Source organism: Amycolatopsis sp. NBC_01286, assembly GCF_035982555.1.
Classification (GTDB): Bacteria; Actinomycetota; Actinomycetes; order Mycobacteriales; family Pseudonocardiaceae; genus Amycolatopsis.
On record NZ_CP108428.1, the window covers coordinates 6,439,480 to 6,460,864 of the forward strand.

Below are 21,385 nucleotides of genomic sequence, written 5' to 3' on the forward strand. Positions count from 1 at the left end.
CAAGCGGAGTGGTCACAAGCGATGGCGCGACGCAATCCGGAACGACGGGCGGCCCTGCTCGACGCGGCGATCGAGGTCCTGGCGGCGGACGGCGCGCGCGGGCTGACGTTCCGCGCGGTGGACCAGCGGGCCGCGGTGCCCACCGGCACCGCCTCCAACTACTTCGCCGGCCGCGAGGAGATCCTCACCGGCGCGGGCGAGCGCGTCTACGAACGGCTGGTGCCGGACGAGGCGACCCTGGCCGCCCCGTTCGACGGCCCGCGTGACCGCGCCCGCCTCGCCGAGCTGATGCACGCCCTGGTCGAGCGGGTGGCGGCCTTCCCGGCGGGCTTCCTGGCCCTGCTGGAACTGCGCCTGGAGGCGGCCCGCCGCCCGGAGCTGCGGGAGGTGCTGACCCAGCGGATCCGCGCGGACCTCGACTTCAACGTGGCGAACCACCTGAAGACGGGCCTGCCCGGCGACGCGACGACGGTCAAGCTGCTGTGGCTGGCGCTGAACTGGCTGATCATCGAGCGTCTGACCCTGCCGGACCTGCTGACCCCGCAGGAACGCGCAGGGCTCGTCGACGCCCTGGTCGAGCGCCTCACCCCGTGATCCCGGAGGTGTCCGGCTAGACCGGTTCCGCGCTCTCCTCGGCCGGCGCCTTGTGGGCGGCGGCGTAGTGCGCGGTGCCGATCGCGCCGGCGACGGCGAGCACGAAACCCGCGATGGCCGCGACCGTGAAGCCGTCGCGGACGCGGTCGTCCAGGATGGTCACGCCGATCAGCGAGGACACGGCGGTGTTGGTGGTGAACATCGTGGCCGTGACGGCGGTCGCGCGGCCGCGTTGCAGGGCCATCGCGAAGACCACCGCGGCGACCAGGCCGTTGGCGATCATCGCCCAGATCGCCGGGTCCAGTGCCACCCGCCAGGCCGAGCCCGACGTGTCGAGCGTCCGGGCGGAGATGCCGACGACGCTGAAGCCCAGGCCGCCGCAGAAGCCCAGCACGGGTGCCGACCAGCGGTGGTCGTGGCGCTGGACGTAGAAGCCGATCGCCGCGATCGGCACCGCCGCGGCCAGCAGCAGGTACCTGGCGGCGGTGGGCAGCAGGTGCGCGGGACCCGGGTCCGCGGACAGGCCCAGCAGGACGAGGCCGGTCGCGCCGACGCCCAAGGCGGCCCAGCCGGCGGAGGCCAGCCGGATGCCGAGGAACGCGGAGATCGTCGCGGTGACGCCGACGCTGAACGCCAGCACCGACTGGACGAGGAACAGCGGTAGCCGGTGCAGCGCGGCGGCGGCGAAGATGAAGCCCAGCAGGTCCACGCCCACGCCGAGGAAGTACAGCGGCTGGCCGCGCAGGGCGACGAGGTCCTGGGGCGCGCCGCCGTAGGCACCGGCCCGCCGGACGCCGGCGGACTCCAGGATCGAGCCGCTGCCCGACGCGACGGCGGCCAGCAGGGCGAGGACGTAACCGAGGATCACCGGTCGAGTCTGTCAGCCCGCCCGCCGCCGGGATCCGAAAGGCCGGTAAAACCGCCCGCGGCGAGGCCCGGCCGCACCCATAACACCTGGGATAACACCGAGGCGGCGACGTCCGCCGCTCGTCGCGAACACCGCGTGCTGACCAGCGGATATGTGACGCGGGCCACCGTGCGGCGAGCCGGTCGTTTACTCATCGTTTACCGACTTGCGTCGGTTGTTGGAGATTTTCGCCTGCCGCACAGTGATGGGGCGAAGTTACCGCGGAATGGGTCCGGAACCGTTCCCCGTCGTCCCCCTTTCCCTTTTGCACAAGGAGAAGCTCGTGGTCATCGCGCTGGACAAACGAATGATGGGCCTGGTTCTCACGTGTGGTGCGGTCGTGGTCACGGCCACGCTCGCGCTCACCCCGGCCGCCGGGGCCCAGTCGGTCGCGCCGCCGGCGCCGAACGGCGTGACGCTCACCCACCCGCTCGGCGACAACAGCGCGCTGCGGCTCCCGGCCGCCGCGAACGCGGCCCGGGACGCCAAGGCCGCGCGCAGCTTGAACTACAGCCAGCAGGTGCAGCAGAACGACGAGTGGTGCTGGGCCGCGGACGGCGCGAGCATCGAGCAGTTCCACGGCGCTTCGACGTCGCAGAACCAGTTCTGCGCCGCGGGCAAGGGCACCAGCGCGGGCAACTGCCCGAACCAGGCCGCGCAGATCGGCGAGATCGTCAACGGCTTCCGCGGCACCGGGTTCTCCGCGAGCAGCGCCGGCGGCGCGGTGTCGTTCTCGACGATCACCCAGCAGATCGACGCCGGGAACCCGGCCCTCACCGGGATCTACTGGACCTCCGGCGGCGGTCACGCCGAGGTGATCTACGGCTACGACGCGGGCAACCAGTCGATGAACGTCGGCGACCCGTGGCCGACCTACCAGCGCTACCGCACGCAGTCCTACAACGACTACCTGCGCAACAGCGAGTTCACCTGGGGCGACACCGTCGTCGGCATCACGGGCGGGCGGTGAGCTAGGCCATGACCAGGTCTGCGGTGAAGGTCCTGACGGCGGTGCTGCTGGCACTGGCGGGTACGGCCGGGTCCGGCGCGGCGGCCTCGGCCGCGCCACCCGCGTGGGTGCCGCTGCCGGCGGCGCAGGTCGCCGCGGCGGTGACCGCGGCCCACTCGGCCGAGGCGATCAGCTTCGCCAGGACCAACTTCCGCAGACCTGGTCAGCCCGACCCGGGCGTCATCACCGTGGCCGGCTCGGGTGTCCCGGCCTACACGCTCGACCCGGCGTTCGTGCGGGGTGACGGCGCCGGCCGGGTCGCGGTCCTCGAGTACGTCGCGGTCGTCGCGCACGCCCAGGACGGCCGCACCGCCACCATCCAGGCCGCCCCCGACGCGGCGGGCTGGCGGGTCGGCAGCGTCTTGTCCGGCGACGACGAGACCCGCCTCGCCACCCGGCTGCCGGCCGGTGCCGTCCTGCTCGACGAGCCGCAGATCAACGGCTGGTACGCGCTGGGCACCGACGGCGTCCGGCTGCTGCAGGCCAGCCTGCCGCAGACGCCGGTCGGCGCGTTCGTCCCGCTGGCGGACTACCAGCGCCAGGTCCACGACCGGTACGCGGACAAGCAGCCCGGCTCCCAGTACCAGCGTGACGGCGGGCTCGGCTTCGCCCAGCACCCCGAAACCGCCGCGCCCGCGACGTCGGGGTGGTGGTGGTTCGGCCTCGCGGGCCTGGCGGTCGTGCTCCTGGCCGTCGTGGCTCTGGTGCTCGTGCGTCGCGGTCGCGCGACGTCTCCGGCCCGGAACACTGAGGTGGCCGCCGGGCGCCCGTGACGGGCTCGCGGGTCAGCGCAGCCGGTCGCGCAGGCCGGCGGCGAGACCGGCGACGGTCAGCAGGTCGACGAGCCCGCCGCCGTACTCGACCAGCCGCGGGCGGCGCGCGCCGCTGAGCCGGAACCGGAGGTGGACCCGGGTGGTGCCGGGGCCGTCGCCGGTGAGGCGGATCGCCCAGCTGATCTCCAGGCGGCCGCGGGTGGAGCGGTGGACCAGGGTGTGCGGCGGGTCGTGGGTGACGATCTCGAAGGTCGCGTCGCGGCCGCCCCAGTCGTCGATGACGTCGCCCGGGCGCAGGTGCTGCAGCGCGGGGTCGAGGTGGCGCAGGGCGCGGCGCCGCCGGGGGAGGAGCGCCTCGATCCCGGTGGGCAGGTACCAGCCCGCGCGGTTCTTGCCGAGCTGGGCGAACCAGGGCCAGACCCGCTCGGGCGGCGCGTCCAGGGTGAACCCGCGGTCCATCACGACGTCCGGGTGGGGGACGAGGTCGTCGCCGGGTGCGGGCGCGGCGACTTCGTCCGCGCGGGGTGCCACTCCGAAGCCGATCACCTTGACCACCGCCGTTCCGTATCGAATGAAACCGTATCACCCGACGCCCGTTGGGGTAGGGTGCTCGCATGACCGCCAAGCCCAGGACCCGCGCCACCGACCGCCCGGGGGACGTCTCCCCGTTCGCGTTGGGGTTGCTGCTGCGCCGGGCGCACGCCCGCGCGGCGGGGGCGATGGCCACCGCGATGCGCCCGCACGGGTTGGAGCTGCGGCACTTCGCCGTGTTGATCATCCTCGTGGACCGCGGGCCGACGACGCAGCGGGACCTGGTCGAGGCGACCGGGTCGGACAAGGCCGGGATCATGCGGGTCGTCGACGACCTGGAGGCGAAGGGGTTCGCGGTCCGCAACGCCGTGCCGGGGGACCGGCGGGTGCGCGAGGTCGAGATCACCCCGGACGGCGTCAAGGCCTTCGACGCCGCGCACGAGGACGCGCTCGCCCCGGCCGAAGCGCTGCTCTCGCACCTGCGTGCCGGCGAGCCGGCGAAGCTGATGGACCTGCTGACCCGGTTCACCTATCCGCCCGGGGGCGAGGCGTAGGCCTCACGCCGCGGCGAGCCCGTACCGGAGGGCCGCGGCCATCGTCGCGACCCGGCGGCCTTGCGAGCGGGCCGCCGTCAACGCCGTTTCGCCGACGGCGATCGAGCCGTCGTCGCCGGTGACATGACCGGCGCCGTAAGGGTTTCCGGCGGAGTCGTTCCGGTGGTCCTTGTATCCGGGCGGGACGATGACACCGCCGAAGTGGTAGACGGAGTTGTAGAGCGCCAGCAGCGTCGACTCCTGGCCACCGTGCGCGGACGCCGTCGAGGTGAATCCACTGTAGACCTTGTCCGAGAGCAGATCGCGCATCCACAGCCCGGACAAGGTGTCCAGGAACTGCTTGAGCTGGCTCGCGACGTTCCCGAACCGCGCCGGGGTGCCGAACACGACCGCGTCGGCCCAGAGCAGGTCGTCGTGGGTGGCCACCGGGATGTGCCCGGTGCCGGCCAGGTGCTCGACCCAGGCGCCGTTGCGGGCGATCGCCTGGACGGGCGCGATCTCCTCGACGCGCCGTAGCCGCACCTCCGCCCCGGCGTCGGCGGCGCCGGCGCGCACGGCGTCGGCGAGGGTGAAGATCGTGCCGGTCGCGGAGTAGTAGACGACGGCGACGTGACAGGTCGGCTCGGACATGACCGCTCTCCTCGTTGATTCATCACTCGGTGAATCCTTCACGACTGAACGTATCACATGATACCGTCGCGAGTGCAACCAAATGACTGCGTCGAAAGGAGGCGTATGGACCTGGACGGGATCGACGCGATCGGGCGGACCGCGTTCGAGGTGGCGCTGCTGCGCGCGGCCGAGGACCGCCGCCCGGACCGGCTGGCCGCCGACCCGTGCGCGCGGCTGTTCCTGGAGGCCGCCGGGATCACCGAGGAGAAGCCCGACTTCGCCGCGCTGATGGGACCGCAGGTCGCCGTGCGGACGCGGTTCCTGGACGACGCGCTGCTGGCCGCCGGGGCCCGGCAGGTCGTGCTCGTCGCGTCCGGAATGGACGGTCGCCCGTGGCGGCTCGACTGGCCCGCCGGCACCGAGGTCTTCGAGATCGACCAAGCCCCCGTGCTGCGGTTCAAGGACGCCGCCGCGGCGTCCCTGGCGGCCCGGTGCGTCCGGCGTCCTGTTGTCGCCGACCTGCGTGACGACTGGGCGGTGCCGTTGCGGGAGGCCGGTTTCCGGCCCGACCGGCCCACGGCGTGGCTGACCGAAGGGCTGCTCTACGCGCTGGACGAAGCCGCCGCGGACGGGCTGCTGGCGACGATCACCGGGCTCAGCGCGGCGGGCAGCACCCTCGCGTTCGACCACGTCGAGACCAGTGCCGCCCTGCGCGCGGCGATCGGCCCCGACCTGGCCCGGTTGTGGCGGTCGGGGCCGGTCGATCCGGCGCGGTGGCTGACCCGGCACGGCTGGGAGCCGGACGTGGGCGAACTCGCCGACGTCGCCGCGAAGTACGGGCGGCGGATCCACCCGGCCTACGACCCGGCGGCCGGTGGCACGGCGCGTGCGTGGCTGGGCCGAGCCGTCTTCCTCGGACAGGAAAGGTGACCATGAGCGCACCGAAGTTCGTCACCCACCCCGACGGCGTGCACCCGCCGCCGGGCAACGCGTTTTCGCACGCGGTCGTCGCCGGCGGCCTGGTGCACACCTCGGGCCAGGTCGGCGTGAGCCCGGACGGCCTGCTGCTGGACGGCTTCGAAGGCCAGGCGAAGCAGGCGTTCGAGAACCTGGAGGTGGTGCTCGACGCGTGCGGCGCCGGGCTGGCCGACGTGGTGAAGGTGACTGTCCTGGTCGCCGAGACGGCCGACGTCCGCAAGTACCTGCCGATCGCGGCGAAGTACCTCGCGCACCGCCCGGCGAGCACCCTGCACGCGGTGAAGGCGTTCGCGATGCCGGGGCTGCTGTTCGAGGTGGACGCGGTCGCGGTGCTGCCGCGCTGAGCGGGCGGTGCCGGGGGAACCCGCCCCGGCACCGCTCACTCCGCCGCTACGTGGCTCGACGCCACCGTGAACTGCCGCACCACCGGCCGGGCGATCGCCCACGCGGGCGCCATCCGCGCCCGCACGACAGGGTCGTCCATCGTTGCGCGGATCGCCGCCGCGTCGGTCCAGCGGGCGTGGTTGACGACCGTGGTGCCATCGGGTGCGGCGAGCAGGTCCGCCGTCACGAAGCCGGGCTGGTGGCGCAGCACCTCGTCGGCGTTGGCGCGCAACAGGTCCAGGAGCTCCCGCTGCCGTTCGGGCGCGACCGTGAAGGTCGAGATCACGACGAGCACGGCTCAGCGCACCGGGAACATACGCTGCTTGACCGGCGGCAGCGCTTCGGCCAGGCGCAGCACGGTCCGGAAGGCGTGCCGGGGTAGCCGGGACGTCGTCGCCGCGCCGCGGGCGTTGCGGGTGGACAGCGCGAGTGCCGCGTTGGCGTAGGCGCGCATGTCGGCTTCGTACCCCCGCACGCCGCCGTCGCCGGCCAGGTGCCGGCGCAGTGTGTCGGCGTCGCGCAACGCCGTGTTGGCGCCGATCCCGGCCATCGGGGTCATGTTGTGGATCGCGTCGCCCAGCAGGGTGACGGCCGTGGGCGCCCAGTGCGGCAGCTCCGGCATCGTCTTGAGCGGGATCGCCGCGATGGTCGCGGGATCGGTCTCGGCGATCATCCGCCGGAGCGGGGGCGCCCAGGTCGCGGTCCGGTCCCGGACCAGCTCGCGCAGGCGGGCGGGCTCGGCGGTGCCGAGGTCGTCCGGGTAGGTCGAGCGGTCCGCGGCCCACGCCCACACCACGTACCGCGCCTCGGCGCCGGCGTCCCAAGTGGACAGGAACAGCCAGCCGGGCCGGGCGGGCACGACGTTGTTGACGGCGCCGTCGACGAGCGTCGCCGGCAGGGCGGTCGCGAGGCCGGGCGTGAGCCGGACGCGGCCGGCGATGTTGACGATGCCGAGGTCCTGGCGCCGCAGGTCGGGCAGCCGCTGCTCGCGGACGCGGGAGTTCGCGCCGTCGGCCCCGACGAGCAGGTCCGCGTCGATCGCGTGGCCGTCGGCGGTGTGCACGCGGACGCCGTCGCCGGTGTACTCGAAGCGGTCGAACGCGGTGCCCCAGCGGATGAGGCCGTCGCAGCCGAGGAGCAGGGCGTCCCGCAGGGCGTCGCGGTTCACCGCGCGCCGGCGCGTCACGGGATCGGCGTTGGCCGGGGTGCCGGTGTGGTCGCGTTCGGCGAGCACCCGCAGGTCCTGGTCGTGGAAGCGGACGACGTCCGGCGCCGGGGTCGACGTCGCGACCAGTCGCGCCCAGTTCTCCCCGGGCAGGCACGCGTGCAGGGCGCGCAGGCCGTCGGCGTTGAGGTGGATGCCGTAACTGGCGGGCCGGGCGTCCGGGGTCGGGTGGCGTTCGAGCACGACGACGTCCACGCCGCCGCGGCGCAGTCCGTGGGCCAGGCACAGGCCGCCGAGCCCGGCGCCGGCGATGACGACTCGCATGAAGGTTCTCCCTCGTCGGTGGATCAGGCTTTTCGGTGGGTCAGGGTCGGTAGGTCAGGCTTCGCCGGGAAAGGCGAGCCGGGTGAGCAGGTCCAGCAGGAGCCGGACGTCGCCGAGGCCGCCCTGCAGGTGCGCGGCGACGGGCTCGGCGTGGCGGTGGGCGGTGCCGAACACGGCCGTCCCGGCGGGGGTCGGGGTGATCGTGTGCACGCGGCGGTCGCCGGGGCGCGGATCGCGGGTGACGAGCCCGGCGCGTTCGAGGTCGTCGACGACGCGGACCATCGTGGCCTTGTCGCTGCCGACGGCGCCGACGAGCGCCCGCTGGCTCATCGGCCCGCGGTGGTGGAGCGCGACGAGCACGATGAAGTGCCGGAACTCCAGCCCCAGCGGCCGCAGGACACCCAGCAGCTCCGCGGCGACGCGGTCGTGGGCGCGCCGCAGCAGCAGGCCGAGGGCGAACGGCGACTCGTCACCCGGTCCGTCCGTCGCCCACGCCGTGTCCAGCTGCATCGTCATGACCGAGAACGTATCAATCGATACGACCTTGTGCAAGAAGGTTTCATGTGAGACGTTCTCTGGTGTGAACACGAACCAGGAAGTCCGCGTCCCGTCCGAACCCGCCGCCCCGCCGCGCAAGAACCGCTGGGAAGGAATCGTGGTGACCGCCGCGCCGACGGTGGCTTTCGTGGCCGCCAACGCCGTCGGCGACCTCACCGCCGGCCTCGTGACCGCCGCGGTCACCGCGATCGCCGCGTTCGCCTGGCGCCTCTACCGACGTCAGTCACTGCGCCAGGCCGTACTGGGCCTGCTGCTGGTCGCGGCGTGCGCGGCGGTGGCCGCCGTCACCGGCGAGGCACGCGGGTTCTTCCTCATCCCCGCACTGATCCCGTTCGCGGTCATCGCCGTCTGCGTGACGACCGTCCTCATCGGACGCCCACTGACGGGCCTCATCCTCAACCGCGTCGCCGGCGGCCCCGCGGACTGGCGCTCGGTGCCCCGGCTACGCCGCATCTACACGGTCTCGACGCTCGCCTGCGCGGCGGTCAACGTCGTCAACGGCGCGCTGCAGGTGATCTACTACCGGGGCAACCAGCCCTTGGTCCTGGGCGCGGTCCACATCGCGACGGGCCCGGTGTTCGCGCTCATCGTGGCGGTGACGATCGCTTGCGTCCGCCGGTCCCGGCGCGGCTGATCCCTTCGACCGCGCTTCCGAGGACTTCCGGCCCGGCTCCGGGTCAGGTCCGCTTGCGGCTCGCGATCTCGTCGGAGAGCTGCCGCACGTGGGCGGGGTCCGCGTCCCGGGCCAGGGCGACGTAGTGGTCCATGACGGCCGGCCGGTAGCGCACGGGCAACGTCTGTCCAGGGGCGAGCCGGGTGAGCTCGGTGATCGTGAGGTCTTCGTCTGCGATACCGCGGAACGAGAGGCCGCCGGCGGTCTCCACGTCGAACATCAGGACCACGCGTGGATTGCTGTTGACCTCCCGCCAGTCGACGAGAACGCCGAGCGCAAGCGCCCCCGTACGCAGTTCCGCATTGCGCTTGCCCGCATCACCGCTCAGGAGCGGGTTCGGGGCGACGCCCGGGAAGCCGGGCCCGACGCCGAGCGCTTCCCGGCTCAGGTCGGGCCTGAGCTGCGCCATCAGATCGTTCAGATCGTTGCGCTTCTTCTTCCGACCGAACATCCTGACCCCTCCCTCACGCCGGTGCCGGAATCTCGGCCTGGCGCTTCGCCCTCACTGCGATTGTACGTCGCGGTCCGGGAGCGCGCTTCCGGTCAAGTCATGGGGTGCGGCGTTGTTCCACAACGCTTCGGCTTCGTCGACGAACGTCCGATACCCGAGGGCAGTGCCGGGCTGGAGGACGAACTTCGGCTCGCCGGGAAGTACTCCGCGAAGACCGCGGACAACGGCCCGGCGTGGTCCGGGCGGCTGTCGATGGCGATGACGCCGACCGCGATCGGGTGCGCCACGAGCCGGACCGTCAAGTCGCCCTCGGTCGCGGACTTCAGCTCCGCCAGCAGCCTCAGCGTGTGGCGCACTCGTTCCCGGGCGCTGGCGGGCGAGCGTTCCGCGTAGTAGCGCGACGCGGCCGCGTCGATCGCGGCCGACTCGGGATCGATGAGCACGAACCTGATCACGGTCCCGGCCTTCAGCAGCCTTTCCAGCTTGGCGTAGTGGTTGTTGACGAAGGAGTTGCGGGCCATGCCCGTGACGAACAGGTCGGCGGCGTTCTCGATCGCCCGGTCCAGTTCGGGGCCGAAACTTTCGCTGAAGACCGGACGTCGGGTGCGGGCGAGCTGCTGGACGCTGATCAACCCGCGTTGGCCGGAGGCGTCGAGGCAGTTGAAGCCCGCGGCCGAGATCCGGGAGGAGACGCGCACCTCCAGCCGGCCGGTCGTCCTGGTCCGCAAGGTCGTCAGGTCGTCCAGCGTGGTCATGATCCGTTGCCGCAGCCTGCCGTTCGCGAGGGTCTGCGAGATGCGCCGGCCGGCCGTTTCGATGAGCACGTCGTCGGTCGGGTCGAGGACGAGCACGCGGATGCGGCCACCGTTTTCGAGGATGGCGCGCATGTCAGGGCCGTCGGGTCGGCCTGGTGCGATCGCCGGATCTGCTCGGTCAGCCGTCGCGACCGGATCTGGGAAAAGGCGAGCAGCGCCAGCAGCGCGAGGACCACGAAGCACCCGCCCTCCCCGGTTCCGGGCCGGCCTATCCGTACCGCAGCGTGCGTAGGGCGGGTTCACGCGTACGGCGGCGGGCGTAGCCGCGAAGCCGCCTCTCGACCGGCGACGGCTGTGCGCTCATCCCGGGACACTGTGCGGGTCAACACATCCGCAGTGGATCAGAGGTGGCGCTCATGACCGGAACACAGCTCGGCGAACAGCGGACGGCGGCGGGCTGGGCGCGGGCGATGCGGGTTGTCGCGACGGCGGAGGTGCTTCTCCTCCTGGTGCAGGCGGCCACCGCGGGGCAGCTGCTCGAAGGGGTGGCGTCGGCGCGGACGTTGCACGGGGCCGGGGCGATCCCGGTGGCCGTGTTCGCGGTGGCGGAGCTGCTCGTCGCCGCGGTGGTGTGGCGGCGGGGGCGGCGTCCCGCGTGGCCGGTGTGGGCGAGCGGGATCCTGGTCGTGCTGGTCTTCGTGCAGGCGATGCTCGGCGGGATGGGCAACCGGGCGGTGCACGTGCCGCTCGGCGTCGGGGTGGTCGTGCTCTCTTCGGTGCTCGCCGCGTGGGCGTGGCAGGCGTCTACTGTGGACACACCCGGGAGGTGAACGTGTGCCGTCCCGGGCCTTCGGTCGTGGTGCCGCCGGGGAGGCGGATCTCGGCGCGGGTGCCGGGTGGGACGTCGACCGTGAGCCGCAGTTCGTCGGCGTCGAGGTGCCACGAGCTGCGGATCGGGCCGTACGGGCTGAGGTGTTCCGCCTCGGCCCGGCGCAGGCCGCCGCCCGGGCTCGGCTGGATGACGAACCGGCGGTACCCGGCCTCGTCCGGGCCGGGGTCCGCCGGGAGCCGGATGCCCGCGATGTGGGTGTACAGGAACGACATCGCCGCGCCCTTGCTGTAGTGGTTCAGCGAACCCCGCACCTCACCGCCGTCGACGGCGTCCCAGCGCTCCCAGAACGTCGTCGCGCCGCGGTCGAGCATCTCCAGCCACGACGGGATTCCCGTCGACAGGAGCACCCGGTACGCGACGTCGAGGTAGCCGTGGTCGGCGAGGGTGGGCAGCAGCAGGCCCGTGGTGAGGAACCCTGTGCCGACGTGGTCACCGGCCTCGGCGACCAGCGAGGCGAGCCGGCCGGCCACGGCGTCGCGCAGCCGTGAAGGCACCAAGCCGAACGCGAGCGCCCGGACGTGGTTGCCTTGCGTGGACTCGCCGAGCGTGCCGAGGTACTCGCGCTGCCACGCGTCCCGGGCGCCGTCCGCGAGCCGCCCGAACCGGACGGCGTCCGCCGCGTGCCCGAGCAGCGCTGCGACGCGACCGAGCACCCGGGCCGAGCGGGCGAGGTAGGCCGTGGCGACGATGCCGTGGTCGGCCGTCGGGTCGGGGTGGGGCGGGACGCCGGGCTCGAGCCATTCGCCGAAGTGCCCACCGGTGTCCCACAAGAACTCGTCGTGCGGGGCCGAGCGCACGCGGTCCGGGTGACGGCGTTCGCGGGCGGCCGCGGCCGCGTACTCGACCCAGCGGACCATCGATTCGTATTGCCCGGCAAGGACTTCCCGGTCGCCGTACGCCCGCCAGAGCTCCCACGGCACGAGCACCGCCGCGTCGCCCCAGCCCGCGGACCCGGCCATCGCGTCCGGGAAGGCGTTGCCGGACGGGCCGTCGCCCGCGGGGTCGGGTGTGATCGTCGGGACGCGGCCGTCGGGCCATTGGTCGGCGGCCAGGTCCCGCAGCCACTTCCGGGAGAACCCGGCGACGTCGTGGGTGAGCGCGGCGGCGGCGACGTAGACCTGCCAGTCGCCGGTGAAGCCGGAGCGTTCCCGCTGCGGGCAGTCGGTCGGTACGTCGCAGGCGTTGCCGCGCAGGCTCCACACCGCGGCCCGGTGCAGGGCTTCGAGCCGCGCGTCGCCGCACGCGAACGTCCCGGCCACGGGCAGGTCCGTGTGGACGACCACGGCGGTCACGTCGGACGCGGCGAGCCCGCCGGGGAGCCCGTCGACCTGGACGTACCGGAAGCCGTGGGTGGTGTGCCGCGGCTCGAAGACGTCGCGGCCCGCGGAAACGACCGTGTCGACCTGCCCGGCGGGCAGGAGTTCCCCACTCGCGAAGTCGAACGCCCGCAGGTGGTCGGTGGTGACGCGGCCGTCCGGGCCCAGGTGCTCGCCGTGGGTCAGCCGCAGCCGGGTGCCCGCCGGGCCGAGGTCGGCGAGCCTGACCCAGCCGTTGAGGTTCTGCCCGAAGTCCACGACCACACCGCCGGGGAACCGGGTGATCGACACCGGCGGGATCTCCTCGATCCGGCGGACCGGCGGCGCTTCCGTGAGCACCAGCTGTTCGGGGCCACCCTCGCGAACCCGCGCCGGGTCCCAGCCGGGCGCGTCCAAGCTCACCGAACCCGGTGCGGGGAGCCGGAAGTCGGTCGTCTGGCCGTCCATCAGGTCCGCGGTGATCCGGCTCGGCCGTGACCACCAACCCGGGCCGGTGGTGACCGCGGTGGTGCCGTCGATCGCCAAGGTCAGCCACGCGGCGACGCGGTCACCGAAGCCGTCGGCCGCGCGCTCGAAGCCGTGGCGGCCGCGGAACCAGCCGTCGGACACCAGGAGTTCGACGGAGTTCACCCCTGGCCGCAGGAGAGAGCCGACGTCGAACGGCTCCACCTGGACCCGCTTGCGGTAGGCGGTGAAGCCCGGTGTCAGTTCGAGGTCGCCGACGCGGGTGCCGTTGACGAACAGCTCGTAGATCCCGTGCGCGGTCGCCCAGGCCGTCGCGGTGCCGACCGGTCCGGTGAGCGTGAACTCGTGACGCAGCTGGTAAGCCGGGCGCTGGCCGGGTGGCGCGACGACCGGCTCGTGCGGCTCGACCCACGTCGCCGACGTCGTGGGCAGCGTGACGGCGGTCCACGGCGCGGGCTCCGACCAGTCGCTCTCCCCGAGGTCGGTCCAGACGCGGACCTGCCACGCCGTCGCCTCACGCTCCGGCAGCTCGACGAGCATCGACCGGTCGCTCTCGCACCGGCCCGACGTCCAGTCCGGGCCGGTCAGCCGGACCTCGTACGCGTGCTGGACGGCCGCGCCGCCGGGCAGCCACCACGACAGCCGCGGTCGCGGTCCTGACGGCCGGCCCGGCGTGAGGTGGTCGAGCCGCAGCCGGGTGGGGGCGGTGCTCACGTCAGCCGGTAGAGGTCGTAGCGGACGGTGCCGGGCGTGCGTTCCGCCGACGCCACCAGGATCCCGGCGGACAGCCGTCGTTCGACCGCGCCGGAAAGCGTTACGGTGAGCCGGAACTCGTACCGGGACCGCTCGACGTGCTCGCCGCGGGCGAGCGCGGCCAGCACCTCGGGCGGCCCGCTCCGCACCCCGGTCGAAGTGATCGAAACGAGCCCGTCGATGGTCTCGACGAGGTAGCGCGCCTCGACCAGCGTGGTGCCGTCGGGCAGGAGCCGTTGCCAGTCCGCACCGACCGCCTGGATGCGGCCGGTGAGCCCGGGACCGGTGAAGCTCCCGCCCGTGATCGGGACGACCCGGCGGTGCCCTTCCAGGGTCTCGCCGACGTCGAGGACCTCGCCGAGTTCGACGACCGCGCTGCTGACGTACTCGAGAGCGGGTGGTTCGAAGAGTGGCACTCAGCGGACCTTCCGGATCGGCAGGATCAGCACCGCGCCCAGCAGGCCGGCGATCGCGCCCGCGATGAACAGGGCGGGGAAGTTCTGCGGCACGGCGGCTGTCGCGCCGATGGCGAGGATAGCGGGCGCCAGCGCCGGCACGACCGACGTCGGCAGGTTGCCGGCCAGGTTCATCAGCCCGAGGTCCTTGGCCGTGTCGTCGGGGTTGGGGAGCACCTGCGTGATGAGGGCGATGTCGACGGCGAAGTAGACGCCCTGGCCCAGGCCGATCACGCCCATCGCGACCAGGAACAGGGGATAGGTGCTGGTGAACGTCGCGAGCAGCAGCCCGATCCCGAAGATCACGGCCGCGGTGACGACGAACGGCTTGCGGCGTCCGACGCGGTCGGAGATCTTGCCGGCCAAGGGGGCAAACAGCAGCGCCGCGCCGGTGAGCACGAGCGTGGACAGGAAGACCGCGTTCGCGATGCCGGCCGGCGGGATGTGGAAGACGTTCATCAGGTAGAAGGCCTGGTACGCCTGGATCGCGGCGACGCCGAAGAAGATCAGCAGCCGGCTCAGCCAGGTGAAGCCGAAGTTGGGGTGGCGCACAGGGTTCACCCAGAACGTGCGGGGCAGGTCGCGCCACGCGAACGCGGGCCGCTCCTCCGGGGAGAGCCGCCGGTCGCGCATCGTGAAGGTGAGCAGCAGCGTCCCGAGGACCGCGAGCCCGGCCGGCAGCAGGATCATCGCGGGCAGGTTCGGCGCGACCAGCTGCGCGATGAACAGGCCGATGACCGCGCCGACCGGGAGGCTCAGCCCGACCACGGCCGACGCCGGGCCGCGGCGGTCCGGGGGCAGCTGGTCCGGGATGACCGAGGTGAACGCGACGGTGGCCGCGCTCGCGCCGACCGTCGTGCAGCTCGCCGCCAGCGTCAGCGCGAAGGTCGTCGAGCCGAGCTGCAGGCCGATCGCGCCGAACGTGAACAGAATGGCGCCGAGCAGGAGGAACGGCCGGCGCCGGCCGAACCGGCCCGTCGTCCGGTCGCTGAGCCGGCCGAAGACCGGGAACGCGATGAGCGAACACAGCGCGCTGATGCTGGTCACGATGGAGACCATCGTCGTGGCGCCCGCGGGGTCGAGCAGCGTCGCCTTGACCGACAGCGTCAGCACGGCCGGGACCAGGACCGCCATCCCCGCGCCGACCGCGGCGAAGGCGAAGAAGAAGAGGAACCCGCGCCGTGGCCCGGGAAACGTCGTGCCGGTGGTGGACTCTTGGCGGAAAGAAGTACTCATCGTTGGGCACCTTTCGCGTCTCGGTCGGCTGACCTGCGGGGAAGGATGAGCGCCCGGTGCGGTGTACCGTGAGGGGGATGCCAATCAATGGAACGCCGAGGTCGACATGACCGAGTCCGCGCGGGTGCGGGGCCGCCGTCCGGCCCACGGCGAACCGGTCGTCGACCGCGCGCTTTCCCTGCTCGCGTCGTTCGACGCCGAGCACCGCACCCTCACGCTCGCTGAGCTGAGCCGGCGGGCCGAGATCCCGCCGAGCTCGGCGTTGCGGCTCGCGAACCGCTTGGTGGACTGGGGCGCGCTGGAGCGCGACGACGCCGGCCGGTTCTGTGTCGGCCTGCGGTTGCTGGAGGTCGCGACGCTCGCCCCGCGCGGCCACGGCCTGCGGCAGGTGGCGCTGCCGTTCATGAACGACCTCGCCGAGGTGACGCACCAGCACGTCCAGCTGGCGGTGCGCGACGGGATGCAGGCGATGCTCGTCGAACGCCTGTCGGCCCACCAGGCGACCCCGGTGGACTACCGCATCGGCGGCCGGCTTCCGTTGCACTCCACCGGTGTTGGCCTCGCGCTGCTCGCTTTCGCACCAAAGGAGGTCCAGGAAGAGCTGCTGTCGAAGCCGGTCTACAGCGAGCCCGACAACCGCCTGATCCTCCCGGACGCCCTACGCCGCACCCTGGCCGACGTCCGCCGCGAGCGCCTGGCCATCTTCCGACGCGAGGACGAGCACGAGTCGATCGTTTCGGTGGCCGCGCCGGTGTTCGACCGGGAAGACGCCGTGGTGGGCGTGGTGGGCGTGCTGGTCCCGAAACGCGTCGCGCAGCCGCGGCGCCTGGGGCTCGCGGTGCAGACGACGGCGCGGGGCATCTCCCGTGAACTGGGCGCGGCCCGGGTGCGTCTCTGAGGCTGCCGGTTCTTTCGTGGCGCTGATGAGCGACCGGAATGCAGCTCAGGGTTGGCGGTGCGGAGCATCTCCCGCGTGATCCGGATGCGGCGTGGCGGGTGCTGGTGTCGAAGCGCGCAGCCGCGGCGGCTGGGTCTGGCAGTGCAGACGACGGCGCGGAGCATTTCCCGCGAGCTGGGTGCGGCCCGGCTGCGCCTCTGACGCTTGCCATTGAATGGCAGGGCCGTAGGTGGGCCGGATCGCGCGCGGTCATTCTCGGCGCATGCTCCTTCTCCACGACGGCAACGGTGTCGCCTTCCGCGATCTCGACGGCGACGGGGTGATGGCCCCGTACGAAGACCCGCGTCGGCCGGCGGAGGAGCGCGTGCGAGACCTGCTCACGAGGATGACGGTCGCCGAGAAGGCCGGGCTGCTGTGTCACGCGCCGGTGTCCGTGGCGCCGGATGGCGGCCTGGTCGACGCGCCCGCCGGGCTGTTGCCGACCGCGCCCACGACGTCGGTGCTGCGTGACGGGCACGTGCGCTGCCTGAGCCTGATGGCCCCGGTCGCCGCCGGGCCGCTCGCCCGCTGGCACAACCGCGTCCAGGACCTCGCGGCGGGCAGCAGGCTCGGGATCCCGGTGCTGCTGTCGTCCGACCCGCGGCACTCGGCGAACGAGAACCCGCTGACGTCCGTGCCGTCGGGTGGCTGTTCGCGCTGGCCGGAGCCGCTCGGGTTCGGCGCCCTGGACGACGAGGACCTGGTGCGCGAGTTCGCCGGGATCGTGCGGGCCGAGTACGCCGCGGTCGGGATCCGGCTGGCCCTGCACCCGATGGCCGATCTGGCCAGCGAGCCGCGCTGGGCCCGGATCTCCGGCACCTTCGGCGCCGACCCGGACGTGGTCGCGCGCTTGGCCGCGGCCTACGTCGAAGGCCTGCAGGGCCCGGCGCTCGGCCCGGGCTCGGTGGCCGCGATGGTCAAGCACTGGCCCGGCGCGGGACCGCAGGCGGGCGGGCTCGACGCGCACTTCGCGTCCGGGCCGGACCAGGTCTACCCGGCCGGGCGGTACGACCTGCACCGCGACCGGTTCCGCCCGGCGCTGCGGGCCGGCGCCGCCGCGGTGATGCCGTACTACGGCCGTCCGGTCGGCGTGCCGGGGCTGCGTGAGGTCGGGTTCGCGTTCGACCCCGAGGTGGTGGCCGGGCAGTTGCGCCGCGACGAAGGCTTCGACGGCCTGGTGTGCACGGACTTCGGGCTGCTGACCGACAGCGTCCTGGCCGACGGGACCGTGTGGCCGGCCCGCGCCTGGGGTGTCGAGCACCTCGACCGGACCGAGCGGGCGGTGCTGCTGCTCGACGCCGGCGTCGACCAGTTCGGCGGCGAGTGGTGCCCCGAAGTGATCACCGGCCTGGTCGCGACGGGCCGGGTGAGCGAAGCGCGGCTCGACGAGTCCGCAGGCCGGGTGCTGGCGCTGATGGTCCACTTGGGACTGTTCGAGAACCCTTATGTGTCCGAAGAAGCCGCGGTCGAAACCGTCGGCCGCGCGGACTTCACCGCCGCGGGTGCGGCGGCCCAGCGGCGGTCGATGGTCCTGCTCGACGAGGGGATCCTGCCGCTCGCCGAGGGCGTCCGGCTCTACGTCGAAGGCGTCGACCCGGCGGTCGCGGCGCGCTATGCGTCCCTTGTGGACACACCGGCGGACGCCGAGGTGGCGCTCGTCCGCATCAACGCGCCGTACGAGCCCGCGCGGCAGCTGCCCGAGGCGTTCTTCCACCAGGGCCGTCTCGACCTGCCGGACGACCGTCGCGACCAGCTGACCGCGCTCGGCGCGACGGTGCCGATCGTCGTGGACGTCTTCCTCGAGCGCCCGGCGATCCTGCCGGAGGTCGCGTCGGCCGCGGCCGCGCTGCTCGGCGACTTCGGCGCCTCCGACGAAGCCGTGCTGGACGTCGTGTTCGGTCGCGCGCGGGCAGAGGGCCGGTTGCCGTTCGAGCTGCCCCGGTCGATGGCCGCGGTCGAGGCCCACCCCGAAGACCTGCCGGGCGGGACGGCCGACCCGCTCTTCCCGCTCGGACACCCCCAGAAAGGCTGACCCGCATGCCGATCCACCCCGCCGTGGCCGCGAAACTCCCGCTGCTCGACGGCGTCCCGTCCTTCGAGGCGCTGGTCACCGATCCCGCGTTCCGCGACCGGATGATCCAGTTCATGACGCCGTCGGTGGGTGGCCCGCCGCCGGTCGTCGAGACCCGCGACGAGAAGGTGCCCGGTCCGCACGGGCCGGTGCCCGTCCGCGTCTACGCGCCCGGTGCCGGGCGGCCGTGCCTGGTGTGGCTGCACGGCGGCGCGTTCAAGATGGGCGACCTCGACATGCCGGAGGCGGACTGGGTGGCGCGCGAGATCGCCGTCCGCGCGGGCGCGACGGTGGTCAGCGTCGACTACCGGCTCGCCGTCCCGTACCCCGTCCCGCACGACGACGTCGTGGCCGCGGTCCGCTGGGCCCGCGACACGCTCGCGTCGGAGCGGATCGTGCTGGGCGGCGCCAGCGCGGGCAGCAACCTCGCGGCGGGCGCGGCCCTGCGCCTGCGCGACGCCGACGCTTGGCAGCCCGCGGCGCTCGCGCTGGTGTACCCGGTGCTGCACCCGGAACTCCCGCCGCCGACGGCGTCCCTCACCCAGCTGATGACCGAAGTGCCGCCGCTCCTGCACTTCCCGCCGGCCGAGGTCCGCTCGATCACCGAGGCCTACCTCGGCGGCCCGGTGAGCAGCGCGGACGGCTACGCGATGCCGGGCCTGGCGGTGCTGGCGGACCTCAGCCCGACCCTGCTGCTGACCGCGGAGTACGACGACCTGCGCCCCTCGGGGGAGCGCTTCGCGGGCGCGCTGGCCGCGGCCGGAGTGGACGTGCACCACGTCCAGATCCGCTCGGTGCTGCACGGCTTCCTGGGCCTGCCCTCGGCAATCGAGCCGGTGGACCGCGCACTGACGCTCATCGCGGGAACGCTCGCGTAGCCCACCCCGCTACCCGACCCGCGACCCCGCCGCAGCCCCCCAAGCGCCCCGAAAAGCCGTGAAGGCCTCCTTACCGGCCATAAGAGCCGGTAAGGAGGCCTTCACGGACGACCCGCGACCCGCTCAGCCGAGTGCGCGGAGGAACTGCACCGAGCGGTCCACGATCGCGCCGACGTCCCGGGCGTCCGTCCACATGTGCCGCGCGCCCGGGACCAGGTCCAGCTCCACCGGGGCACCCACCGCCCGCAGCGCCGACGCCAGCCGCTCGCTCTGGGCCGGCGGGACGAGGTCGTCGGCGTCGCCGTGCATCAGCAGGATCGGCGGGGCGTTCCGGTGCGCCAAGGTGAGCGGGCTCGCCGCCCGTGCTCGGTCGGGGTCGGCCGAGGGGGCCACGCCGAGCAGATCCGTCTCCCGTGAGTCGTCGGTCCCGCCGCCGGACGACGCGACGTCGCCGGGCAGGCCCAGCAGGTCGGTCGGCGGGTACCAGGCGACGACGCCGTCGACGTCACCGCCGTCCAGCGCGGCCAGCAGGGCGAGGTGGGCGCCCGCCGACTCGCCCCACAGGAACGTCGCGGCACAGTCCACTTCGGACCGCAGCCAGGTGATCGCCGCGCGGACGTCGGCCAGCTGGGCGGGAAAGCGCGCCTCCCCGCTGAGCCGGTAGTCTGCCGCGGCGACCGCGAAACCCCGCTCCGCCAAGGTCGGGCACAGCGTCGCGGGGATCGTCGTCCGCCGCGAGCCGCGCCGCCAGCCGCCGCCGTGCAGGTACACGATCGCCGGGTGCGGGCCGGGGCCGGTTGGCAGGTGCAGGTCCAGCTCCAGCGGCCGGAAGCCGAGGACTTCGCGGTAGACCGTCACGCGGCGGGTGCCTTGTGGAACCGGCCGCCTTGCATGATCGCCAAGAGATTGTCCTTGTCCTGCAGCACAGTCACGTCCGACGTCGGGTCGCCGCGCACCACCAGGATGTCGGCGAAGTAGTCCTCCGTCAACACGCCGATCGGCATGTCCAGCACCTGGCCGCCGTACTGCGTCGTGGCGCGCAGGGCCTCGGCGGGGGAGTAGCCGAACAGGCGCACGAACAGGTCCAGGTCCCGCGCGTTGCGCCCGATCGGGTTGTTCGGGAAGCCGTAGTCGCCGCCGGGCAGCACGCGCAGGCCGCGTTTGCGCAGCTCCGGGTAGAGCTGCTCCATCGCGGCGAGCGACTTCACCGAGCCCATCTTCTCCGCCAGGCCTGCGTCGATGCCGAACTCGGCGCCCTCGTGGACGTTCGCCCACATGATGCCGACGGCGGGGGACAGGAAGATCTCGTCCTTGTGCTCCTCCAGGAGGTCGATCGCCTCCTGGTCGGCGTACGAGCAGTGGTACACCGAGCGGAACCCGCTGCGCACCGCCAATTTGATCGACTCGGGCGACTGCGCGTGGCAGTTGAGCCAGACGCCGGACTCGCGCGCCTGCTCACCCGCCGCGGCGGCCTCTTCCGCGCTGTACTGGGTGACCATCGAGCCGCCTTCGAAGAAGACGTCGTCGTTGCTCATCAGCAGCTTGACGCTGTCGAAGCCGAGCGCGGCCTGCTCGCGGATGAACGCGCGGACCGCCTCGGGGCCGATCTCCTTGGGCGTCGGGCCGTTCGGGCCCAGCTGCACGGGGTTGTTGTCCCGTTCGAACGACGCCGCCCGCATCCGGGGGCCGGCCGTCAGGCCCGCGGCGATCCGGTCGCGCAGCCGCACCTCGGTCGGCACCGGCGTCAGCGACCCGGCGGAGTACGCGCTGGTGAAGCCGTGGTCCAGGAGGATCCGCGCGTTGCGCTCGGCGAGCGCGAGGTGCTCGTCGGGCGTCGGCATGTGGTGGAAGAACGACACGTCCAGCGGCGGGTTGAACGACGGGTCGACGTGCCCGACGGCGGACGGGAACGTCAGGTGCGCGTGCGACTCCACCAGGCCCGGCATGACCGTCGCGCCCCGGCAGTCGACGACGCGGTCACCCGGTTCGGGTTCGACGCCGGCGCGCACGGCTTCGATCTTGTCGCCGCGCACCACGACGTCGCCCGGCACCGCCGGAGCGCCGGTCCCGTCGAACACCCGGCCGCCGGTGAACACCACTCTGGGTTCGCTCAT

The 21,385-nt window shown here is 73.1% G+C and carries 24 protein-coding genes; 11 read left to right on the top strand and 13 right to left on the bottom strand.

Going from position 1 to position 21,385, the window contains the following annotated elements:
* Positions 1 to 21 precede the first annotated feature (21 nt).
* On the top strand, positions 22 to 594 hold the full coding sequence (locus tag OG570_RS30325; protein WP_326952530.1) for a TetR/AcrR family transcriptional regulator: 573 nt from the start codon (positions 22 to 24) through the stop codon (positions 592 to 594).
* 16 nt (positions 595 to 610) lie between these two features.
* Here the strand turns inward: OG570_RS30325 and OG570_RS30330 are convergent, their stop codons facing one another.
* Positions 611 to 1,462, bottom strand: coding sequence for a hypothetical protein (locus OG570_RS30330; protein WP_326952531.1), 852 nt, complete (start codon positions 1,460 to 1,462; stop codon positions 611 to 613).
* Between the two features lie 322 nt (positions 1,463 to 1,784).
* Here OG570_RS30330 and OG570_RS30335 point away from each other — a divergent pair, with 322 nt between their 5' ends.
* A complete protein-coding gene (locus tag OG570_RS30335; RefSeq protein WP_326952532.1) occupies positions 1,785 to 2,471 on the top strand; it encodes a papain-like cysteine protease family protein in 687 nt (228 codons plus the stop codon).
* 8 nt (positions 2,472 to 2,479) lie between these two features.
* A complete protein-coding gene (locus tag OG570_RS30340) occupies positions 2,480 to 3,283 on the top strand; it encodes a hypothetical protein (RefSeq protein WP_326952533.1) in 804 nt (267 codons plus the stop codon).
* Between the two features lie 12 nt (positions 3,284 to 3,295).
* Here OG570_RS30340 and OG570_RS30345 read toward each other — a convergent pair whose 3' ends face one another.
* The gene (locus OG570_RS30345) at positions 3,296 to 3,838 is read right to left on the bottom strand and encodes a hypothetical protein (RefSeq protein WP_326952534.1); all 543 of its coding nucleotides are present in this window, start codon (positions 3,836 to 3,838) and stop codon (positions 3,296 to 3,298) included.
* Positions 3,839 to 3,897: 59 nt separating this feature from the next.
* Here OG570_RS30345 and OG570_RS30350 point away from each other — a divergent pair, with 59 nt between their 5' ends.
* Positions 3,898 to 4,368, top strand: a complete 471-nt coding sequence (locus OG570_RS30350; RefSeq protein ID WP_326950577.1) for a MarR family winged helix-turn-helix transcriptional regulator — start codon at positions 3,898 to 3,900, stop codon at positions 4,366 to 4,368.
* Positions 4,369 to 4,371: 3 nt separating this feature from the next.
* Here OG570_RS30350 and wrbA read toward each other — a convergent pair whose 3' ends face one another.
* Positions 4,372 to 4,998: an NAD(P)H:quinone oxidoreductase gene (wrbA, locus tag OG570_RS30355; RefSeq protein ID WP_326952535.1), complete on the bottom strand. Its 627-nt coding sequence runs from the start codon at positions 4,996 to 4,998 to the stop codon at positions 4,372 to 4,374.
* A gap of 105 nt (positions 4,999 to 5,103) precedes the next feature.
* Between wrbA and OG570_RS30360 the strand changes: the two genes are divergently transcribed.
* Both OG570_RS30360 and OG570_RS30365 read left to right on the top strand, forming a co-directional pair.
* On the top strand, positions 5,104 to 5,910 hold the full coding sequence (locus OG570_RS30360; protein WP_326952536.1) for an SAM-dependent methyltransferase: 807 nt from the start codon (positions 5,104 to 5,106) through the stop codon (positions 5,908 to 5,910).
* A gap of 2 nt (positions 5,911 to 5,912) precedes the next feature.
* Entirely contained in the window at positions 5,913 to 6,302 is a 390-nt protein-coding gene (locus OG570_RS30365) for a RidA family protein (RefSeq protein ID WP_326952537.1), read from the top strand.
* Positions 6,303 to 6,337: 35 nt separating this feature from the next.
* Here the strand turns inward: OG570_RS30365 and OG570_RS30370 are convergent, their stop codons facing one another.
* The 3 genes from OG570_RS30370 to OG570_RS30380 are packed head-to-tail and all read right to left on the bottom strand — an operon-like array spanning position 6,338 to position 8,347.
* Positions 6,338 to 6,637 carry an antibiotic biosynthesis monooxygenase family protein gene (locus OG570_RS30370; RefSeq protein WP_326952538.1) on the bottom strand — a complete coding sequence of 100 codons (300 nt, stop codon included), beginning with the start codon at positions 6,635 to 6,637 and terminating at the stop codon, positions 6,338 to 6,340.
* 3 nt (positions 6,638 to 6,640) lie between these two features.
* Entirely contained in the window at positions 6,641 to 7,831 is a 1,191-nt protein-coding gene (locus OG570_RS30375; protein WP_326952539.1) for an FAD-dependent oxidoreductase, read from the bottom strand.
* Between the two features lie 54 nt (positions 7,832 to 7,885).
* On the bottom strand, positions 7,886 to 8,347 hold the full coding sequence (locus tag OG570_RS30380; protein WP_326952540.1) for a MarR family winged helix-turn-helix transcriptional regulator: 462 nt from the start codon (positions 8,345 to 8,347) through the stop codon (positions 7,886 to 7,888).
* A 64-nt stretch (positions 8,348 to 8,411) separates the two neighbouring features.
* Here OG570_RS30380 and OG570_RS30385 point away from each other — a divergent pair, with 64 nt between their 5' ends.
* On the top strand, positions 8,412 to 9,023 hold the full coding sequence (locus tag OG570_RS30385) for a DUF3159 domain-containing protein (protein ID WP_326952541.1): 612 nt from the start codon (positions 8,412 to 8,414) through the stop codon (positions 9,021 to 9,023).
* Positions 9,024 to 9,066: 43 nt separating this feature from the next.
* On the opposite strand, the gene OG570_RS30390 is transcribed toward OG570_RS30385, so the two are convergent.
* Positions 9,067 to 9,513: a hypothetical protein gene (locus OG570_RS30390; RefSeq protein ID WP_326950569.1), complete on the bottom strand. Its 447-nt coding sequence runs from the start codon at positions 9,511 to 9,513 to the stop codon at positions 9,067 to 9,069.
* A 92-nt stretch (positions 9,514 to 9,605) separates the two neighbouring features.
* Positions 9,606 to 10,400: a hypothetical protein gene (locus OG570_RS30395; RefSeq protein ID WP_326952542.1), complete on the bottom strand. Its 795-nt coding sequence runs from the start codon at positions 10,398 to 10,400 to the stop codon at positions 9,606 to 9,608.
* Between the two features lie 284 nt (positions 10,401 to 10,684).
* Here OG570_RS30395 and OG570_RS30400 point away from each other — a divergent pair, with 284 nt between their 5' ends.
* Positions 10,685 to 11,098, top strand: a complete 414-nt coding sequence (locus tag OG570_RS30400; protein WP_326952543.1) for a hypothetical protein — start codon at positions 10,685 to 10,687, stop codon at positions 11,096 to 11,098.
* Here OG570_RS30400 and OG570_RS30405 read toward each other — a convergent pair.
* Genes OG570_RS30405 through OG570_RS30415 form a run of 3 tightly spaced genes read right to left on the bottom strand, consistent with a single transcriptional unit; the run spans position 11,073 to position 15,385 of the window.
* On the bottom strand, positions 11,073 to 13,655 hold the full coding sequence (locus OG570_RS30405) for a family 78 glycoside hydrolase catalytic domain (protein ID WP_326952544.1): 2,583 nt from the start codon (positions 13,653 to 13,655) through the stop codon (positions 11,073 to 11,075). The two genes, OG570_RS30400 and OG570_RS30405, sit on opposite strands and share 26 nt — an antisense overlap.
* Positions 13,652 to 14,110: a DUF3237 family protein gene (locus OG570_RS30410; protein WP_326952545.1), complete on the bottom strand. Its 459-nt coding sequence runs from the start codon at positions 14,108 to 14,110 to the stop codon at positions 13,652 to 13,654. Before OG570_RS30410 ends, OG570_RS30405 begins: the two co-directional genes overlap by 4 nt.
* The gene (locus OG570_RS30415; RefSeq protein WP_326950564.1) at positions 14,111 to 15,385 is read right to left on the bottom strand and encodes an MFS transporter; all 1,275 of its coding nucleotides are present in this window, start codon (positions 15,383 to 15,385) and stop codon (positions 14,111 to 14,113) included.
* 106 nt (positions 15,386 to 15,491) lie between these two features.
* On the opposite strand from OG570_RS30415, the gene OG570_RS30420 reads away from it, so the two are divergent.
* The 3 genes from OG570_RS30420 (at position 15,492) to OG570_RS30430 (ending at position 19,271) form a co-directional block, all read left to right on the top strand.
* Positions 15,492 to 16,283 (top strand): IclR family transcriptional regulator, encoded by a 792-nt coding sequence (locus tag OG570_RS30420; protein WP_326952546.1) that lies wholly within the window; start codon positions 15,492 to 15,494, stop codon positions 16,281 to 16,283.
* Positions 16,284 to 16,545: 262 nt separating this feature from the next.
* Complete coding sequence (locus tag OG570_RS30425; protein WP_326952547.1) at positions 16,546 to 18,354, top strand: glycoside hydrolase family 3 protein; 1,809 nt, start codon at positions 16,546 to 16,548, stop codon at positions 18,352 to 18,354.
* Between the two features lie 5 nt (positions 18,355 to 18,359).
* Positions 18,360 to 19,271 (top strand): alpha/beta hydrolase, encoded by a 912-nt coding sequence (locus tag OG570_RS30430; RefSeq protein ID WP_326952548.1) that lies wholly within the window; start codon positions 18,360 to 18,362, stop codon positions 19,269 to 19,271.
* Between the two features lie 123 nt (positions 19,272 to 19,394).
* Here the strand turns inward: OG570_RS30430 and OG570_RS30435 are convergent, their stop codons facing one another.
* Positions 19,395 to 20,129: an alpha/beta hydrolase fold domain-containing protein gene (locus tag OG570_RS30435; RefSeq protein ID WP_326952549.1), complete on the bottom strand. Its 735-nt coding sequence runs from the start codon at positions 20,127 to 20,129 to the stop codon at positions 19,395 to 19,397.
* Entirely contained in the window at positions 20,126 to 21,385 is a 1,260-nt protein-coding gene (locus OG570_RS30440; RefSeq protein ID WP_326952550.1) for an amidohydrolase family protein, read from the bottom strand. The genes OG570_RS30435 and OG570_RS30440 overlap by 4 nt, the downstream gene beginning before the upstream one ends.

Bases quoted from the DNA above. Each gene is read 5' to 3' on its own strand.
- OG570_RS30400 (WP_326952543.1), top strand. From the start codon at position 10,685: ATGACCGGAACACAGCTCGGCGAACAGCGGACGGCGGCGGGCTGGGCG.
- OG570_RS30420 (WP_326952546.1), top strand. From the start codon at position 15,492: ATGACCGAGTCCGCGCGGGTGCGGGGCCGCCGTCCGGCCCACGGCGAA.
- wrbA (WP_326952535.1), bottom strand. From the start codon at position 4,998: ATGTCCGAGCCGACCTGTCACGTCGCCGTCGTCTACTACTCCGCGACC.
- OG570_RS30340 (WP_326952533.1), top strand. From the start codon at position 2,480: ATGACCAGGTCTGCGGTGAAGGTCCTGACGGCGGTGCTGCTGGCACTG.
- OG570_RS30365 (WP_326952537.1), top strand. From the start codon at position 5,913: ATGAGCGCACCGAAGTTCGTCACCCACCCCGACGGCGTGCACCCGCCG.
- OG570_RS30425 (WP_326952547.1), top strand. From the start codon at position 16,546: ATGCTCCTTCTCCACGACGGCAACGGTGTCGCCTTCCGCGATCTCGAC.
- OG570_RS30380 (WP_326952540.1), bottom strand. From the start codon at position 8,347: ATGACGATGCAGCTGGACACGGCGTGGGCGACGGACGGACCGGGTGAC.
- OG570_RS30325 (WP_326952530.1), top strand. From the start codon at position 22: ATGGCGCGACGCAATCCGGAACGACGGGCGGCCCTGCTCGACGCGGCG.
- OG570_RS30375 (WP_326952539.1), bottom strand. From the start codon at position 7,831: ATGCGAGTCGTCATCGCCGGCGCCGGGCTCGGCGGCCTGTGCCTGGCC.
- OG570_RS30395 (WP_326952542.1), bottom strand. From the start codon at position 10,400: ATGCGCGCCATCCTCGAAAACGGTGGCCGCATCCGCGTGCTCGTCCTC.
- OG570_RS30350 (WP_326950577.1), top strand. From the start codon at position 3,898: ATGACCGCCAAGCCCAGGACCCGCGCCACCGACCGCCCGGGGGACGTC.
- OG570_RS30430 (WP_326952548.1), top strand. From the start codon at position 18,360: ATGCCGATCCACCCCGCCGTGGCCGCGAAACTCCCGCTGCTCGACGGC.
- OG570_RS30415 (WP_326950564.1), bottom strand. From the start codon at position 15,385: ATGAGTACTTCTTTCCGCCAAGAGTCCACCACCGGCACGACGTTTCCC.
- OG570_RS30440 (WP_326952550.1), bottom strand. From the start codon at position 21,385: ATGAGCGAACCCAGAGTGGTGTTCACCGGCGGCCGGGTGTTCGACGGG.
- OG570_RS30390 (WP_326950569.1), bottom strand. From the start codon at position 9,513: ATGTTCGGTCGGAAGAAGAAGCGCAACGATCTGAACGATCTGATGGCG.
- OG570_RS30360 (WP_326952536.1), top strand. From the start codon at position 5,104: ATGGACCTGGACGGGATCGACGCGATCGGGCGGACCGCGTTCGAGGTG.